A 16,548-nucleotide genomic window follows, 5' to 3' on the forward strand; every position below is an offset into this window, starting at 1 on the left:
TAAATTACACATGCACAAGTTAAAACTTTCATCAGAAATAGAACCAACACAACTTGGAATGCGTCTGGATCAAGCTTTATCGGAGCTTTTCCCTGATTACTCAAGATCTAGAATTAAAGAATGGATCGTCAATAATCACGTGTTAGTTAATAATAATATTGTAAATAAACCCAAAGAAAAAGTTCTCGGTGGAGAAAAAATTACTATAGACGTTGAAATCGAAGAAGAAACATATCACCAACCTGAAAATATCGAACTCAATATTGTTTATGAAGATGATGATATCTTGGTTATCAACAAACCTCGAGATCTTGTTGTACACCCCGGCGCAGGTAACCCAAATGGTACAGTGCTAAACGCATTGCTTTATCACTATCCTGATATTTCAAGAGTACCAAGAGCGGGTATCGTTCATCGCTTAGATAAAGACACAACTGGGCTAATGGTCGTTGCTAAAACCATCGAGGCACAAACCCACCTAGTTGAATCGCTACAACATCGTGAAATCACACGTGAATATGAAGCGGTAGCGATGGGAATCATTACAGCAGGTGGCACAATCGATCAACCGATCACTCGCCATCCTACTAAACGAACGCATATGGCCGTATTCCCGACAGGAAAGCCAGCGGTAACCCATTATCGAGTCATGGAAAAATATCGACTTCATACTCGACTACGGCTAAGGCTAGAAACTGGCCGAACTCACCAAATTCGTGTACATATGGCTCATATCGCGCACCCACTCGTTGGTGATCCACTATATGGTGGACGACCAAGACCACCAAAAGGCGCGAGTGAATCCTTTATCCAAACGCTACGCGAATTTGATCGTCAAGCTTTACATGCAACAATGCTACGTTTATATCATCCAATTACAGGTGAACTTATGGAATGGCATGCGCCAATACCGGATGATATGTTAACACTAATTCATGCGTTACAAGAAGATACAGAACTTCATAAAGATGAACTTGATTGGTAAATAAAAATGATTAAATCAATATATCCTTATTGGCCTGCACCGAGTAATGTTCGCGCTTTCACCTCCACTCGTATTGGAGGGGTAAGCCTTCCCCCTTTTGACAGCTTAAATTTAGGCAGTCGAACAGGGGATGACTTAAATAACATCGTAGAAAATAGAAATCGCTTAATACAAGCTGAAAAAGTACCGAGTGAACCTTATTGGTTAAATCAAACACACAGTACAACTGTCCTAGATATCACAAAAGTAAAACCAGCAATCAATGCGACACGATTTGAAGCTGATGGCTCCTACACTAAGCAAGCTAATCAAGTCAGTGTAGTTTTAACTGCTGATTGTATGCCGGTACTATTTTGCTCAGTTAAAGGCGATCAAGTTGCTGCTGCTCATGCGGGTTGGCGAGGACTATGCCATGGTATTTTAGAAGAAACCGCAAAAAAATTTCAATGCAACACCAATGAAATTCTCGTCTGGCTAGGACCAGCAATCAGTGCACAAAAATTTGAAGTAGGTATTGAAGTTAAAGAACAATTTGAAGAGTATGACAAAAATGCTCACCATGCATTCAAATTTATCGAAGGCAAAAAATATCTGGCCGACCTTTACATGATAGCTAAACAGCGATTAAACGCGATCGGAATTACTCAAATTTATGGTGGTAATTATTGCACGTATACTGAGCGCGATCTGTTTTACTCCTATCGAAGAGAAAACAAAACGGGAAGAATGGCGACAATGATATGGTTTGAAGAAAAGTGATAAACCACTAGTTTAATGGCAGTTAATAAAAAACTACTCAATATCAGCAAACTTATGAGTCTGTAAACTTAACAGCCATTTATTATCGATACGATTATGGTTAATCTGACCTAACAACTCAATGGTATCAAACATATTCATCTCACCATTTATCTCGCAAGGAGACAAATAATAACGCTTAGCTTCAATATGCTGTTCAATGAAGTGACAAAAATCGATAAAGCCCGCTTGTTTTTCAGCGACGATTCGAACTTCATTGGCAGTTGATTGCAGAATGTTTTGGTAACGACTTTGATAACAAAATTTAGGACTCAGAGCAACATAGTCAATTAATGGATCAACCTTACCCAGCCCATTACTCTCAATAGCAATATAATAACCAGCCTGCTTCAAATGGGACAACAATATTGGTAAATCTCTAACCATAGTAGGCTCACCACCGGTGATAATAATATTAGAACTCTTATATTGCCCGACCATCGCCAGTAATTGCTCTAACGAAAAGCGCTTAAAATGACGAAAATTAGTATCGCACCAACTACAATTCAAATTACAACCAGCAAACCGAATAAAAATAGCAGGCATACCCGTATTATAACCTTCGCCCTGTAAAGATTCGAAGATTTCAACAATGCGATACTCAATCATTTTTCGCTCCGATGATACTCACAATAAGAAGAGGGGGTCTCCCAAAGCTTAATCATCGACACCGGCAAAAACTGAGACAAACGTTCGAAAATAAATTGGCTCATTCCTTCCGCCGTAGTACGGCAAGGAAAAGCAAAAACTTTACGCTCCATTTGTTCTAAAAGCATAGCTATTTGGCGTTCATTAGCATTATCTTGATGATAAAGATAAGCATGATCCAATTGATCAACAATCTGCTGTTTTACAATCAACTTAAGATCTGCATAATCCATTACCATATCAGCGCTGGATCCACTGGAAATAAGATCATCGCTGATCTCGACTAACAAACGGTAGGTATGACCATGAAGGTTATGACATTTTCCATTATGCCCATCAAGCATATGACAAGCATCGAATTGAAACTCTTTAGCAATTTTAAACATATAATTTCCTAGTTTTTTTACGTGGGATGGATCACGAACCACGGTTGGCTAACTTAAAAGCGAGGCTAATATAAAGGATAAAAACCCATGTGTCACCCAAATTTTCTCAACCTAATTGATTAATCGATGATTTTTCAAGCTACTTTATCTTTCGCAAAGAAACGAGTAATATATATACAGCTTTGTTTCAAAAAATCGTCAAAAATATTGTTAATCAGCTCTTGAAATTTATTCTTCCACACTTATTTAGTGAATATGCAAATGGATTGAATGTTTTAAACATTTAAACCAAATCTATTGCTTAGGAGATAAATAATATGAGGTTAGATAAACTCACAAACAAGTTTCAACAAGCTTTAGCTGATGCTCAATCAATGGCATTAGGTAAAGACAATCAATACATAGAGCCTATACATGTGCTATCAGCCATGTTAAACCAAGAAGGAAGCAGTATAAATCCATTACTCGCTGCTTCAGGCGCAAATGTTGCGACATTACAACAAGAACTAAATCAAGCAATCGAACGCTTACCACAAGTTCAAGGTATTGGTGGTGAAGTTATACCATCACAAGAATTTATTAAAATCTTAAATTTATGCGATAAATTATCCCAAAAAAATGGCGATAGCTACATCTCGTCTGAACTATTTATATTAGCGGCATTAGATGAAAAAGGAAGCCTAGCAGATATCTTAAAAAAAGCAGGCGTTACTAAAGAAAAATTTAGCCAAGCTGTTAACCAAGTGAGAGGAAGTGATAACGTGAACGATCCTAATGCTGAAGATCAACGTGGTGCATTAAAAAAATACACCATTGACCTAACTGAACGCGCAGAACAAGGAAAACTTGACCCAGTAATCGGTCGTGATGAAGAAATTCGTCGCACAATACAAGTATTACAACGTAGAACTAAAAACAACCCAGTACTCATTGGTGAACCAGGCGTTGGTAAAACCGCTATTGTTGAAGGACTTGCACAACGAATTGTTAACCGAGAAGTACCAGAAGGATTACGTAACAAACGCGTATTATCATTAGATATGGGCGCATTAATTGCTGGTGCTAAATATCGTGGTGAATTTGAAGAACGCTTAAAAGCGGTATTAAAAGATATTGCCAAAGCGGAAGGCAGCATAATTTTATTTATTGATGAAATTCACACCATGGTTGGTGCAGGTAAAAGTGACGGGGCGATGGACGCTGGAAACATGTTAAAACCAGCATTAGCTCGAGGTGAACTACACTGCGTAGGAGCAACTACACTTGATGAATATCGTCAATACATAGAAAAAGATCCAGCATTAGAACGTCGATTCCAAAAAGTCTATGTAGCAGAACCAACAGTTGAAGACACGATCGCAATCTTACGTGGCTTAAAAGAGCGCTATGAACTGCATCACCACGTACAAATTACTGATCCAGCCATTGTTGCTGCTGCAACTTTATCGCATCGTTACATCTCTGATCGAATGTTACCCGATAAAGCGATCGACTTAATCGACGAAGCAGCATCAAGCATCCGTATGCAAATGGATTCAAAACCAGAATCATTGGATCGACTTGAAAGACGTATTATCCAACTCAAACTTGAACAACAAGCGCTCAAGAAAGAGTCTGATGATGCAAGTAAAAAACGACTAGAGATGTTAAACGATGAACTTGCTGAAAAAGAAAAGGATTATGCATCACTTGAAGAAGAGTGGAAGTCAGAGAAGGCTGCACTTTCGGGCACTCAAAATATCAAGGCGGAGCTGGAAAAAGCGCGTACCGAGATAGAACAAGCTCGCCGAATGGGTGACTTGAACAAAATGTCCGAATTACAATATGGCAAAATTCCAGAGTTAGAAAAGAAACTGGCTTCTGCAACGCAATTAGAAGGCAAAACCATGAAGTTATTGCGTAACAAAGTCACCGATAACGAAATTGCCGAAGTGCTATCTAAAGCAACGGGTATTCCTGTATCAAGAATGCTTGAAAGCGAAAAAGATAAACTACTTCACATGGAAGAAGCCTTACACAAACGTGTAATCGGTCAAGACGAAGCGGTTGTTGCTGTTGCTAATGCGATTCGTCGCAGTCGAGCAGGGCTATCTGACCCTAACAAACCAATTGGATCATTCCTATTTTTAGGACCAACAGGGGTTGGTAAAACTGAACTTTGTAAAGCATTAGCTAACTTCATGTTTGACAGTGAAGATGCAATGGTTCGAATTGACATGTCCGAATTCATGGAAAAACATTCCGTGGCTCGATTAATCGGTGCGCCTCCTGGATATGTTGGTTATGAAGAAGGTGGCTATTTAACTGAAGCAGTAAGACGTCGACCATACTCCGTCATCCTACTTGATGAAGTTGAAAAAGCGCACCCAGATGTATTTAATATTTTATTACAAGTGCTTGATGATGGCCGATTAACTGATGGACAAGGGAGAACTGTGGATTTTAGAAACACAGTCATTATCATGACATCTAACTTAGGTTCAGACCTAATTCAAGGTCACGTCGAACTAAGTTATGACGAAATGAAAGCTTTAGTTATGACAGTGGTAACCCAACATTTCAGACCGGAATTTATTAACCGAATTGATGAAACAGTGGTATTCCACCCACTAGGTCAAGAAAACATTAAAGCAATTGCAAAAATACAACTCGCTCATGTTGAAAAACGCCTAGAAGAACGTGGATATGAAATGGATATCTCTGATAGTGCACTAGAACAACTTGCCAAAGTTGGCTTCGACCCAATTTATGGTGCAAGACCATTGAAACGTGCAATACAGCAAGAGATTGAAAACCCACTAGCTCAACAAATTTTATCGGGTAAATTAGTGCCAGGTAAAAAGATTCATCTAGACGTAGATGATGGAAATATTGTTGCAAAACAATAAGGTTACTTACTTATTGCGTCGAATAGGCAACAATATAAATAAGCCAAAAAGCCTGAAAAGAAATTTTCAGGCTTTTTTATCACAAAAATTGCCGCCATGTGCATCTCAATTAAATAAAAAAAAGTTGAGGAGCGGGGTTTTTGAGGTGTTAATTGCAGAAATAATTAGAAAATAAAAGTCCTGAAAGCTTTTTGTCAGACTTTTTTGTAGAAAATCTTAAAACTTAAAATTGACAGTTCAACTAATTAGAAAAAATTCTTGTCTTAAATTTATCACCTAAATTTAACACCTAAATAACCGCCTTATTGACTATAAAAATTGGTAATATTTTGGGTTTAATCCTTTCAATTAATAAAAAAGATGGAATTAAATGTTCATCTCTATTTCGGCTTTATCATATTGTTTCTCTATAGAGAATTTGACAAAATAAATAAAAAGCCAGTTAATTCATTCTAAAGGACACAAATATGATCAAGTTAATCATCACTGATTTAGATGGAACATTCTTAAATAGCCAAGGCGACTATGACCGTACATTATTTACCCAAGTCTATGACCTTATGGCAAAACAAAATGTCCAATTTGTTGCATGTACTGGAAAACAGTGTGAACGAGTAGACGAACTCTTTGCCGATTATCTCGATAAAATTTGGATAGTAGGCGATAGTGCCACCACAATCAAACATAAAGGTGAATTTATCTATCGCTCTTTCATTGAAAATCAACTTGGTCAACGTATCATCAAAACCCTTGAACAAGCGAGTCAAGAGCATGTCATCATTGCATGTACTGCAAAAGGTGCAGTAATTAAATCTAATTTGCCTGCACACCTAAAACAAAAAGTCCGAGGATCGTATGCAACAATCATCGAAGTGGATGATTTTAAAACTGTCGCTGACAACTTTATCAAAATTACCGTGTATGACGAAAAAGAACAATGCCCACAAACACGCAAGCATTTAACACCGTATGATAATGACGTCTACATCGTCGTATCAGAAGCCGCTTGGATAGATATCACTGAACACAACGTCCACAAAGGCAACACTATCAAAAAACTACAACAAATCCTAAATATCACCTACCAGGAAACAATGGCATTTGGTGATGGCCTCAACGACATTGAACTACTCGAACAAGCCAATTACAGCTTTGCAATGCGTAATGCTTTCGACGAAACTAAAGCAGTAGCTAAATTTATTACTGGTTCAAATAATGAAAGTGCCGTAATGACAACAATACAACTTATGTTAGCACTTCAATAAAAAATTGAGGAGTGGGGTTTTTAAGACTTCAAAAACCCCGCTCCTCAACTTTATTTATTCTCAATTTGCCACTGATTTATCTCATCTAAAAGCAATCATTAAAATACTGCTCGGATTAAATCATCGTCATATAAACCTGATTATTGAGTAAATTCTTCGGATCAAACTGCTGCTTGATAGCGTGCATAAGTTGGCGATTGGCTTTGGGAATAGCATCATTATAATAGCTCACTTTCGCTGTACCAATGCCATGTTCTGCCGAAGGTAATCCACCAAGTTCAAGGCATTTTTGATAAAGAGCTTGATGAACTTGCTGTAGATCGGTATCCCACTGTTTATCATCACGATCATCACGCAAAATGCATAGATGAATATTTCCATCACCAGCGTGACCAAAGGCTAACATGCGTACCTTGGTTTTTGCTTCAAGCTGTTTGGTGAAGTGAATAAAATCGGCAATACGATTTATTGGAACCACAATATCAATCGGATCTTGTTCGGTCACTGCCTCAACCGCTCGCACTAATGAACCGCGAATCGTCCAAATTTGACTAGCTTGATTGCTATCTTCAGCAACAAAATAGTCACAGTCACCTAAATTCGCTAATAATTGCTTTCGTTGCTGTTCGATGGATTGTTGATCTGATCCATCAAGCATAATAATCAAATAAGCTTGGCTATGAGGTAGTGGGAATTGAAATCCTGAATACTTTTCGCCCCATTGTGCAACTTTACGTTCCACAAACTCTAGCGCGGTTGGCGTTAGGGTATGTAAAATGGTTGTGATACTGGCAATAGCCTGCTCAATAGTATTAAAACCAACAACAAATGTTTGAGATACTTTCGGCTTGGCGATCAGTTTTAACGTACATTGGGTAATGATGCCTAAAGTACCTTCACTGCCAATAAACAGATGCTTTAAAGCAAGACCAGTATTGTCCTTAACATTTTTACTGCCAATATTTAACACACTCCCATCTGCCATCACCACCTCAAGTGCTTGCACATAGTCACGAGTTACACCGTATTTTACCGCACGCATCCCTCCTGCATTAGTACTGATATTTCCGCCAATAGTGGAGGTTTTAGCACCCGGATCAGGTGGATAAAAAAGATCATACTGCTCAACAAACTGTTGTAAATCCTGCAATAAAATGCCGGGCTGTACCGAAATAGTGAAAGTTTCCTTGTCTAACTCAACAATCTCATTCATCAATGATAAATCAAGAATAATGCCACCATTAGGAATAGTTGAACCCACTAAATTCGTCCCAGCACCGCGAGTGGTAATATTCAGATTATTGGCATTGGCAAATTTCACCACATCCGCTACTTCTTCGGTCGTTTTAGGATAAACTAATATATCAGCCTGCCCATATTTAAGCTTTAAACCATCGGTCAAGTAGGATTGTGGGATGGCATCTGCCAAAACAATGCGTTTTGAATCTTTAATGATAAGATTGTTCATACTAAATTACCCACTATTTATAGCTTCTATCAAAGTGATTGGCTAACTTGTCACCGAGGTATTGAATCACCATCACAATAAAAATAAGAATAACAATACACAAAATAAGCACCTCGGTTACATAGCGTTGATAACCATAACTGATCGCTAAATCACCAATACCACCGCCACCAACAACCCCAGCCATTGAGCTAAAGCTGATAAGTGAAATAGTGGTAACCGTTGCGTGTCGTATTAATTGCGCCATTGCCTCAGGAAACAATATCCCAAAAATAATACGCATATGTGATGCACCACTTGCTACCGCAGCTTCGATCACGCCTTTATCAATTTGGCTAAAAGCGTTTTCTGCTAATCGTGCATAAAATGCAATAGCGGCAAGTGAAAGCGGTAAAATTACCGCTTTAGGGCCAACTGCGGTATCAACCAATAGCGCGCCTAAAGGTAACACCGTAACCATTAGGATTAAAAATGGAATTGAACGGGTTGCATTGACAATAAAATTCGCAATACTGTTAATGATTCTATTTTTAAAGAAGAATTGATTTGACATTAAAAACAGCAATAATCCGATTAATGTGCCGAAGATCAAACCAGCTAATAATGACCAACTTACCATAATGAATGTCTCGTAAGCGGCTTTCCATAACATTTGCGCTATTTCGTTAATGGTGAGTTTAATCATTAGTTTATTTCCTCAATAATGACTTCTTGATCGGCCAACTTGGTGATTAAATTTTGGATATTAGTCGATTCACCAATCAGCTCGATCACCAAATTACCTAAAGCTTGATTGTCGAAATATTCAATAAACCCATGCAAAATATTAAATGACACACCGGTTTCAATCGCTGATTGATACAGAATTGGCTGGGTAGTGTTTTCGTTAATGTAACGCAAACGGACCAATTTTCCTTTTACATTTTGCTTTATAATATCTGGCAAATGGGTATTTTCATCGATATTAAGAAATTCTTGTGTGAATGGCTGTTTAGGGCAGGCAAAAAGGTTAAACGTGGTATTCATTTCGACAATTTCACCTTGTGACATTACTGCAACTCGGTGGCAGATTTTTTTTACCACATCAATTTCATGGGTGATTAAAACAATAGTTAAACCAAATTTTTGATTAAGCTGTTTTAACAAATCAAGAATCGCGCTGGTAGTAGTTGGATCTAAAGCACTGGTGGCTTCATCACACAACAAAATTTTGGCATCATTAGCCAGCGCTCTGGCAATACCGACTCGTTGCTTTTGCCCACCACTGAGTTCAGCAGGGTAGGCATTCGCTTTATCACTTAACCCAACTAAAGCAAGCAATTCGTTGACTCTATTTTTAACCGCATCGCCTTTTTTACCAGCGGCTTTAAGCACAAAAGCAATATTTTCATAAACGGTTTTTGATGATGCTAAATTAAAGTTCTGAAAAATCATCCCAACATGAAAACGAAACGCTTGCAATTCACGCCCACGTAAGGTTTGAATATCAACACCATTAATAATAACTTGCCCGGACGAAGGTTCAGCAAGCCGATTAAGCGTTCTTACTAAAGTACTTTTTCCCGCACCGCTCGAACCAATGATCCCGAAGATCTCGCCTTGATTGACATCAAACGAGACCTTTTTAACCGCTTCAACAACTTGATCTTTGGCTTTAAATCTTACAGAAACATCTTTTACTTGAATTAAAGTCTGCATAATTAAAATAACTGATAATCAGGTTTTTGGAAGGTATAGAAAATACCGTTTTTATCATTAATGACTTGAGCAAACTCAGGTGATTTAAGCACGTCGATAATGTCTTTACCTAATGTATCTTTTGATTCAGTGCGAATCGCAATTACATTTTTATGATCTTTATCTAACACTTCATGATAAAGCGCCTTAGAAAGATCTAAACCCGCACCAATTGCATAATTACCATTAACCACTGACAATGCAACATTGTCAAGCGAACGTGGAGTTTGTGGTGCTTCAATTGGCACAATCTCTAAACCATAACGGTTTTCGATAATGTTTTTAGGGGTTAAATTGTTTTTATCCACATTTGGATCAAGCTTAATCAACCCAGCTGCTTCTAAAATGCGTAAAGCGCGAGCTTCGTTAGTTACATCACTTGAAATAGTCACTTGATCGCCTTGTTTTAATTGCGAAAAGTCAGTAATTTTATTTGAATAAATTCCTGCGCCAGCTGTTGGTACAAAACCAATCGCCATAATATCTAAATTACGCGCTTGCTTAAAATTATTAAGATAAGTTAAATGTTGAAATAAATTAACATCAATATCTCTATTTGCTAATGCTAAGTTTGGTTGAACATAATCGCTAAATTCACGAATTTCGATATGGTAACCTTTCTTTTCTAATCCAGGCGCAATAGCTTGTTTAAACATGTCGCCATAAGGACCAGCTGCAACACCAACTGTAATTTGATTCTCTTTTTTAGCATTATCACAGCCAGTTAATACTGAAGTTAAAATGACTAAACTTGCCACAATTAATTTTTTAAACATAATAATTTTTCCTTAAGTTTGGATAATCTTTCTAAAGCTGCAATCAGCGTTGGTTCTTGTTTAGCAAAATGGAAACGAATATAACGATATTCAGGATGTTTAAAAAAGGCTGACCCAGGCACAGCCGCTACGCCGACTTCTTTAATTAACCATTCGCAAAATTCAAAATCGGTCTTAAATGGATTAAACGCCGAAATATCTACTAAAACATAATACGCACCTTGAGGCTCATAATAAGCAAGGCCCAACTCATCTAATCCGTTCAAAAATAAACGGCGCTTAGCGGTGTAAGTCTCGGTCAATTGTTGATAATAATCATCCCCTAAAGCTAACCCAGCACAAGCGGCTTTTTGTAGTGGGGCAGCAGTGCCAACGGTAAGAAAATCATGGATCATCTTACAACCGTCTATAATCCTTTTATCAGCAATAATATAACCAAGGCGCCAACCGGTTATCGAATAGGTTTTCGACAACGAGCTACAACAAATAGTCCGCTCTTTCATATTTGGAAAACTTGCCAAATAAAGATGTTTATGCGGAGCATAAACCATATGCTCATACACTTCATCGGTAATAATGTAGGCATCAAACTCAATCGCCAATTGACTTATATAATCAAGCTCATCCTTAGTAAATACCTTGCCACAAGGATTGCTAGGATTACATAAAATCAGCGCCTTAGCGCCTTGCTCAAACGCTTCACGAAGTTGCTGTTTATCAAATTCAAATGTCGGCGGGATCAAAGGTACATAAATTGGGGTGGCATCAGAAAGAATGGCGTCCGCTCCGTAATTCTCATAAAACGGCGAAAAGATAATAACTTTATCTTTTGGATTACAAACCGTCATTACCGCACACATCATCGCCTCGGTACTACCACAAGTTACCAACACGTTTTCGTCTGGGTTGATATCAATTTGCATTAACTTTTGTTGCTTTTTAGCTAACAGACGCCGAAACTCAGCCGATCCCCAAGTGATCTCATATTGATGAGGACCACAATCGGCAGCTTGTTTTAACGCATCGATTAAAGGTTTCGGCGGATCAAAATCTGGAAACCCCTGTGACAAATTGATAGCTTGATATTGATTAGCGATCCGAGTCATCCGACGGATAACCGAATCGGAAAAGTGATCGAGTCGATTGGCTAGTTTATGCATTGTTTTTTATATATTAAAATTATGAAGTTGGAGATTATAATATAAAATCTTTCTATGACGGTTAAATAATATATTTATATATAGTTATACTTTTTTCTTATAACGGAGTCGAAAATAGCGACTAGATTTTAAAAAAGTTGAGGAGCGGGGTTTTTTAATCTCCAAAAAATATTATTTTTATAACCCTTTTTTTAATCAAAAAATAAAATAATTAAAAATCATAATATTAAAAAGGTATTAAAAAAAAGGGTTTTTAAAACTCCAAATGCCCTTTGCCTTTTTGCAAACAACGATTATAGTATGTCTTGTTCTAGGTTTATGCCGTGTAGGCAGTTAATAAATCCAGACCATAATCTATTCAATGGTGAGCTAGGGTTTATGCCGTGTAGGCAGTTAATAAAATATAATTTTCGAATCAATCAACTCAAGTCAGTTTATTCAATGCAGATAATATCCCGTTTCTTAAAAAGTTGAGGAGCGGGGTTTCTGGGGTTTTAAATCCGCCCTAATAAAACTTTCATAGGGTTAAAAATGAGGATTTTTAGTGAGTGATAAATTTGATATTGATCAAATAGCAAATAGTTTATCTAATGATTATCTTTAGATCTTTCCTGATCCTCTTTACAAAGATTAACGATCTTAAACGCAAAAAATATTGCGTTATATTTTTCGGGTCACTATACTTTGAGATCATTTTAGCTGAGTAGCTAAAACATCAGCAATAAACATAAAATTGCAAATAAATCATAAATTTAATTGACAAGGTAGTCTAAATGCATTATAATTTTCAACAGGCAACAGGCAACAGGCAACTTGGCCAACCTATAATTTAAATTCGCCTAATTTAAACTCTCAACCTCTTTTTTTTCACTCCAGTTTATTAATCGACGAAAATGTAAGATCGCGTAGTCGATCGTTGCGTCTACCGTTACTTCGATCGCCATTTGGATCAATCCGATCCTCTCTCGGATCTAAATTATTCCGACTGATCTTTTTATCGCTAAGCTTATTGTTAATACCTTTTTATTCCAGCTATGCATTAACCTCTAAAACCTCAAATCTGATTCACGGTAATGCTCCGTATTTAACGTTTGATGGTGGTTATACAAGAGTGACAAACACTGACGGTCTGCTTGGTATTACATTATCTAACGGTACACAATATACGCCTTCAACCAATCCTTCATCTTCTTCAGCACCAATCGTCTTGCCCGTTGCAGGTCAGAGTTTTGCTGATATAGGTATGTTGGTTCCTACTGATACTAATTCAGTCGCTTTAAGTTCTCTTATCGGTCCGCCTTATAATTATTGGGGAGATGATGATGGTGATGGAGATATCAGTGCGACCGGCTCTTTAAATTTATCTATCGTCGATAAAAATGGGCAATCAGTATCACGTAATGCAGTACCAAAAATCTGTAATGCACCTTATCAAGTAAAATTAACCAATACAGATGGTATATTAAGCACACGTTATGGTCTTCCAAGTCATAGTAGCTTTAGTGCAAGTAATGTGACCTATTATATCAATCCTAATCCATCGCCAACGGTTTGTTTTGCAAGGCCTAACCTATTGTATGGTAAGAACAAGGAGAATAATTGGCCACTAGATTTTAGCGGTCCTGCCTCGATTTGGGACCCTGCTAATGGTTTTCTTCCTCAATCATCTTACGGTTTAAACTTTCCGACTACTGGTGCTAATGGTTTGTACTTCGATTTAGTCATTTCGGATAGTAATCAGGTATTGTCTTGGCCTCCTGTTTCTCAGGGGGGGATAACCGCTACTATGAGCAATTCCACAAGTACAGGTGTTCGAGTTACATTAACAGGTCCTTTCGCCACTGAGTCCCAACAAGATTCTGGCTTTCCAGGTCCAATACCTAAGCCACCTTTACCTCTGACCTTTGAATTAGTCGGTCGCGATAGTCAAGGTAATGCAATTGTTAAATATGGTTTTACGCTAAAGCAGTGGTTCGTTAACCGTGGTACTGGCTATGAGGACTTTTATCCTGATCTTGCCTTTTGGTGTAACAATTTAGGTTATCGCGTATCACGCGTAAGTGATTTAACTAATTCAAATCATCGTATGGGCGCAATCCCTTCGTCATCTGGTAATCATTATCAGCGTCGCATTGGTTCAGGTTTTTTCACGGAGTGGGGCAAAATGGACGATTACTCAGGAGCTGACTTCATAAGTGCTTACTATTGGACTAGTGATCTGGATGCTAATCGCAATTTTATTGTGTACGCACTCAACGGTTATGTGAATTCGTACCAAAATGACGCAAATAACGGCGGACTTTGTACTTATCCTTAGTTCTTATTTCTTCATCCTTAATCTTTAGGTCGGGGGTTGGAGTGATAAAAATAGTATTAAGTGATTAAAAGTAAGCTACGAGTCAACGTCGTTTAGCCATAAAAAGCGATTTTGTGGCTTAGCGACGTTTGAATAACCCGCTTAGGCGGGTTTATTTTTGAGGTGTTTTATCGCAAAAAAGTTGAGGAACGGGGTTTTCTAAGCCCCCAAAAATATTATTTTTATAACCCTTTTTTTAATCAAAAAATAAAATAATTAAAAATCATAACGTTAAAAAAATATTTAAAAAAAGGTTTTTTAAAACTCCAAATGCCCTTTGCCTTTTTGCAAACAATGATTATAGTATGTCTTGTTCTAGGTTTATGCCGTGTAGGCAGTTTAGAAAACCAGCGCCCAGCAGATGCGGATCTAGCATTTGGTTTATGCCGTGTAGGCAGTTTAGAAAAGAACGAAGCATTAAAAATAATTAGAGCTATCGGTTTATGCCGTGTAGGCAGTTTAGAAAATAGCGTTGAATCAATTTCTTTTTTGAATCCTGGTTTATGCCGTGTAGGCAGTTTAGAAATGTGCCATTCGAAGAAACCGTACCAACACCCTGGTTTATGCCGTGTAGGCAGTTTAGAAAATCTTTCATATCAGAACTAACAAATGGTAAGGGGTTTATGCCGTGTAGGCAGTTTAGAAAATTACCGGGTCCGTTGTTTCCAACTGATAAACGGTTCATGCCGTGTAGGCAGTTTATAAAATAAAATTTTCGAATCAATCAATACCAGTCCGTTTATTCAGTGCAGATAATATCCCGTTTCTTAAAAAATTGAGGAGCGGGGTTTTTGAATTATCATTTTTATTAAAAATCCCCCTCAATCTGAAATATCTAATTTATCTATTAGAGCGAAAGCTGAAATCTATATAACCTAGTTAACTTTCTACGTTAAAATAACTAACTTTATTTTTTATCGCAAATTAAAGGACAAACCTAATGACAACCGAATTGACAACGCTTGATAAGATTAAACGCCAAATTGCCGAAAATCCGATTATTCTTTATATGAAAGGTTCGCCAAAATTGCCAAGTTGTGGTTTTTCAGCTCAAGCTGTGCAGGTGTTATCGCAATGTGGTGTGCCGTTTGCGTATGTTGATATTTTACAAAATCCAGATATTCGTGCTGAATTGCCAAAATTTGCTAACTGGCCAACCTTTCCACAACTTTGGGTTGAAGGGGAGTTGATTGGTGGTTGTGATATTATGTTAGAGATGTTTCAAACCGGTGAACTACAAACCTTGATCAAAGAGACTGCAGAAAATCATAAAAACGATTAATAATGTTGAGAAAGAGAGCGCTGAGCTCTCTTTTTTTATATTTTGACTATTCTTCTGTTTTCGACTCGACTAAAGGCCAGCCACCTAATCGTTTAAAACGGTTAACGATTTCACAAAATAAAATAGCCGTCTTTTCGGTATCATAAAGAGCTGAATGTGCTTGTTTATGATCGAACGGGATATTTGCCGTTTCGCAGGCTTTAGCCAGAACTGTTTGCCCAAAGACTAAACCACAAAGTGATGCCGTATCAAAAGTCGCAAAAGGGTGGAAAGGGTTGCGTTTAATACCCACTCTTTCAGCCGCAGTCATCAAAAAACTGTGATCAAAATGCGCATTATGTGCCACTATTACAGCACGGGTACAGTCATTGGCTTTGATTCCGGTGCGAACTAATTTAAAGATTGCCTCAATTGCTTCTTTCTCATCAACCGCGCCTCGTAACGGATTATTGGGATCAATGCCGTTAAAAGCTAACGCTGTTGGCTCTAAAATAGCATCGGCAAAGGGATTGACATTAAATTGCAATGTTTTATCAGGCTCGAGCCAGCCGTCATCTGTCATTTTAAGTGTAATGGCTGCGATTTCTAAAATAGCATTGAGTTTTGGATCAAATCCGGAGGTTTCTATATCGATAACCACGGGATAAAATCCTCGAAAGCGTTCACAAAGTTTTGGCACAATAGTTAGTCTTATCTATCTAAAATGAGAGGTATTATGCCAGTTTTTACTTTTTTCGCCTAGTTTTACCTACTTAAATCAATTAAGTTTTTAACTTAGTATGACCAGTTAATCCTCTTA

At 37.7% G+C, this 16,548-nt stretch carries 14 protein-coding genes, 1 CRISPR repeat array and 1 riboswitch; of the genes, 6 read left to right on the forward strand and 8 right to left on the reverse strand.

Annotated features, from left to right (window positions below):
• Nucleotides 1-10: 10 nt before the first annotated feature.
• Both rluD and pgeF read left to right on the forward strand, forming a co-directional pair.
• Complete coding sequence (rluD, locus tag J3U24_RS07455) at nucleotides 11-985, forward strand: 23S rRNA pseudouridine(1911/1915/1917) synthase RluD (protein ID WP_267337387.1); 975 nt, start codon at nucleotides 11-13, stop codon at nucleotides 983-985.
• A 6-nt stretch (nucleotides 986-991) separates the two neighbouring features.
• Complete coding sequence (pgeF, locus tag J3U24_RS07460) at nucleotides 992-1,744, forward strand: peptidoglycan editing factor PgeF (RefSeq protein ID WP_267337386.1); 753 nt, start codon at nucleotides 992-994, stop codon at nucleotides 1,742-1,744.
• 33 nt (nucleotides 1,745-1,777) lie between these two features.
• On the opposite strand, the gene J3U24_RS07465 is transcribed toward pgeF, so the two are convergent.
• Together J3U24_RS07465 and queD are read right to left on the reverse strand one after the other, a co-directional pair.
• Nucleotides 1,778-2,392: a 7-carboxy-7-deazaguanine synthase QueE gene (locus tag J3U24_RS07465; RefSeq protein WP_065562593.1), complete on the reverse strand. Its 615-nt coding sequence runs from the start codon at nucleotides 2,390-2,392 to the stop codon at nucleotides 1,778-1,780.
• Nucleotides 2,389-2,817, reverse strand: coding sequence for a 6-carboxytetrahydropterin synthase QueD (gene queD, locus J3U24_RS07470; RefSeq protein ID WP_065733885.1), 429 nt, complete (start codon nucleotides 2,815-2,817; stop codon nucleotides 2,389-2,391). The genes J3U24_RS07465 and queD overlap by 4 nt, the downstream gene beginning before the upstream one ends.
• A 2-nt stretch (nucleotides 2,818-2,819) precedes the next feature.
• A riboswitch (PreQ1 riboswitch) is annotated at nucleotides 2,820-2,865 on the reverse strand.
• 269 nt (nucleotides 2,866-3,134) lie between these two features.
• Between queD and clpB the strand changes: the two genes are divergently transcribed.
• Nucleotides 3,135-5,705, forward strand: a complete 2,571-nt coding sequence (clpB, locus tag J3U24_RS07475; RefSeq protein WP_065562591.1) for an ATP-dependent chaperone ClpB — start codon at nucleotides 3,135-3,137, stop codon at nucleotides 5,703-5,705.
• Nucleotides 5,706-6,172: 467 nt separating this feature from the next.
• Entirely contained in the window at nucleotides 6,173-6,970 is a 798-nt protein-coding gene (locus J3U24_RS07480; protein ID WP_267337385.1) for a Cof-type HAD-IIB family hydrolase, read from the forward strand.
• Nucleotides 6,971-7,085: 115 nt separating this feature from the next.
• Here the strand turns inward: J3U24_RS07480 and J3U24_RS07485 are convergent, their stop codons facing one another.
• The 5 genes from J3U24_RS07485 to J3U24_RS07505 are packed head-to-tail and all read right to left on the reverse strand — an operon-like array spanning nucleotide 7,086 to nucleotide 12,111.
• Nucleotides 7,086-8,438 (reverse strand): FAD-binding oxidoreductase, encoded by a 1,353-nt coding sequence (locus J3U24_RS07485; RefSeq protein ID WP_267337384.1) that lies wholly within the window; start codon nucleotides 8,436-8,438, stop codon nucleotides 7,086-7,088.
• A 13-nt stretch (nucleotides 8,439-8,451) separates the two neighbouring features.
• Complete coding sequence (locus J3U24_RS07490) at nucleotides 8,452-9,123, reverse strand: methionine ABC transporter permease (RefSeq protein ID WP_065562588.1); 672 nt, start codon at nucleotides 9,121-9,123, stop codon at nucleotides 8,452-8,454.
• A complete protein-coding gene (locus J3U24_RS07495) occupies nucleotides 9,123-10,136 on the reverse strand; it encodes a methionine ABC transporter ATP-binding protein (protein WP_220225878.1) in 1,014 nt (337 codons plus the stop codon). The genes J3U24_RS07490 and J3U24_RS07495 overlap by 1 nt, the downstream gene beginning before the upstream one ends.
• A gap of 2 nt (nucleotides 10,137-10,138) precedes the next feature.
• The gene (locus J3U24_RS07500) at nucleotides 10,139-10,951 is read right to left on the reverse strand and encodes a MetQ/NlpA family ABC transporter substrate-binding protein (RefSeq protein ID WP_065733890.1); all 813 of its coding nucleotides are present in this window, start codon (nucleotides 10,949-10,951) and stop codon (nucleotides 10,139-10,141) included.
• Nucleotides 10,936-12,111, reverse strand: coding sequence for a pyridoxal phosphate-dependent aminotransferase (locus tag J3U24_RS07505; protein ID WP_267337383.1), 1,176 nt, complete (start codon nucleotides 12,109-12,111; stop codon nucleotides 10,936-10,938). Before J3U24_RS07505 ends, J3U24_RS07500 begins: the two co-directional genes overlap by 16 nt.
• A gap of 1,009 nt (nucleotides 12,112-13,120) precedes the next feature.
• Here J3U24_RS07505 and J3U24_RS07510 point away from each other — a divergent pair.
• Both J3U24_RS07510 and J3U24_RS07515 read left to right on the forward strand, forming a co-directional pair.
• Complete coding sequence (locus tag J3U24_RS07510) at nucleotides 13,121-14,428, forward strand: hypothetical protein (RefSeq protein ID WP_267337382.1); 1,308 nt, start codon at nucleotides 13,121-13,123, stop codon at nucleotides 14,426-14,428.
• Between the two features lie 357 nt (nucleotides 14,429-14,785).
• Nucleotides 14,786-15,173: direct repeats of the CRISPR family, unit length 28 nt; unit sequence GGTTTATGCCGTGTAGGCAGTTTAGAAA.
• Nucleotides 15,174-15,419: 246 nt separating this feature from the next.
• Entirely contained in the window at nucleotides 15,420-15,749 is a 330-nt protein-coding gene (locus J3U24_RS07515; protein WP_065563338.1) for a Grx4 family monothiol glutaredoxin, read from the forward strand.
• A gap of 46 nt (nucleotides 15,750-15,795) precedes the next feature.
• Here the strand turns inward: J3U24_RS07515 and rnt are convergent, their stop codons facing one another.
• Entirely contained in the window at nucleotides 15,796-16,443 is a 648-nt protein-coding gene (gene rnt / locus J3U24_RS07520; protein WP_416380499.1) for a ribonuclease T, read from the reverse strand.
• Nucleotides 16,444-16,548 lie beyond the last annotated feature (105 nt).

Source organism: Gilliamella sp. B2785, from assembly GCF_026537005.1.
GTDB classification, from domain to species: Bacteria; Pseudomonadota; Gammaproteobacteria; order Enterobacterales; family Orbaceae; genus Gilliamella; species Gilliamella apicola_E.

Excerpts from the sequence above, each read along its gene's own strand:
- rluD (WP_267337387.1), top strand. The coding sequence starts at position 11 with ATGCACAAGTTAAAACTTTCATCAGAAATAGAACCAACACAACTTGGA.
- pgeF (WP_267337386.1), top strand. The coding sequence starts at position 992 with ATGATTAAATCAATATATCCTTATTGGCCTGCACCGAGTAATGTTCGC.
- J3U24_RS07465 (WP_065562593.1), bottom strand. The coding sequence starts at position 2,392 with ATGATTGAGTATCGCATTGTTGAAATCTTCGAATCTTTACAGGGCGAA.
- queD (WP_065733885.1), bottom strand. The coding sequence starts at position 2,817 with ATGTTTAAAATTGCTAAAGAGTTTCAATTCGATGCTTGTCATATGCTT.
- clpB (WP_065562591.1), top strand. The coding sequence starts at position 3,135 with ATGAGGTTAGATAAACTCACAAACAAGTTTCAACAAGCTTTAGCTGAT.
- J3U24_RS07480 (WP_267337385.1), top strand. The coding sequence starts at position 6,173 with ATGATCAAGTTAATCATCACTGATTTAGATGGAACATTCTTAAATAGC.
- J3U24_RS07485 (WP_267337384.1), bottom strand. The coding sequence starts at position 8,438 with ATGAACAATCTTATCATTAAAGATTCAAAACGCATTGTTTTGGCAGAT.
- J3U24_RS07490 (WP_065562588.1), bottom strand. The coding sequence starts at position 9,123 with ATGATTAAACTCACCATTAACGAAATAGCGCAAATGTTATGGAAAGCC.
- J3U24_RS07495 (WP_220225878.1), bottom strand. The coding sequence starts at position 10,136 with ATGCAGACTTTAATTCAAGTAAAAGATGTTTCTGTAAGATTTAAAGCC.
- J3U24_RS07500 (WP_065733890.1), bottom strand. The coding sequence starts at position 10,951 with ATGTTTAAAAAATTAATTGTGGCAAGTTTAGTCATTTTAACTTCAGTA.
- J3U24_RS07505 (WP_267337383.1), bottom strand. The coding sequence starts at position 12,111 with ATGCATAAACTAGCCAATCGACTCGATCACTTTTCCGATTCGGTTATC.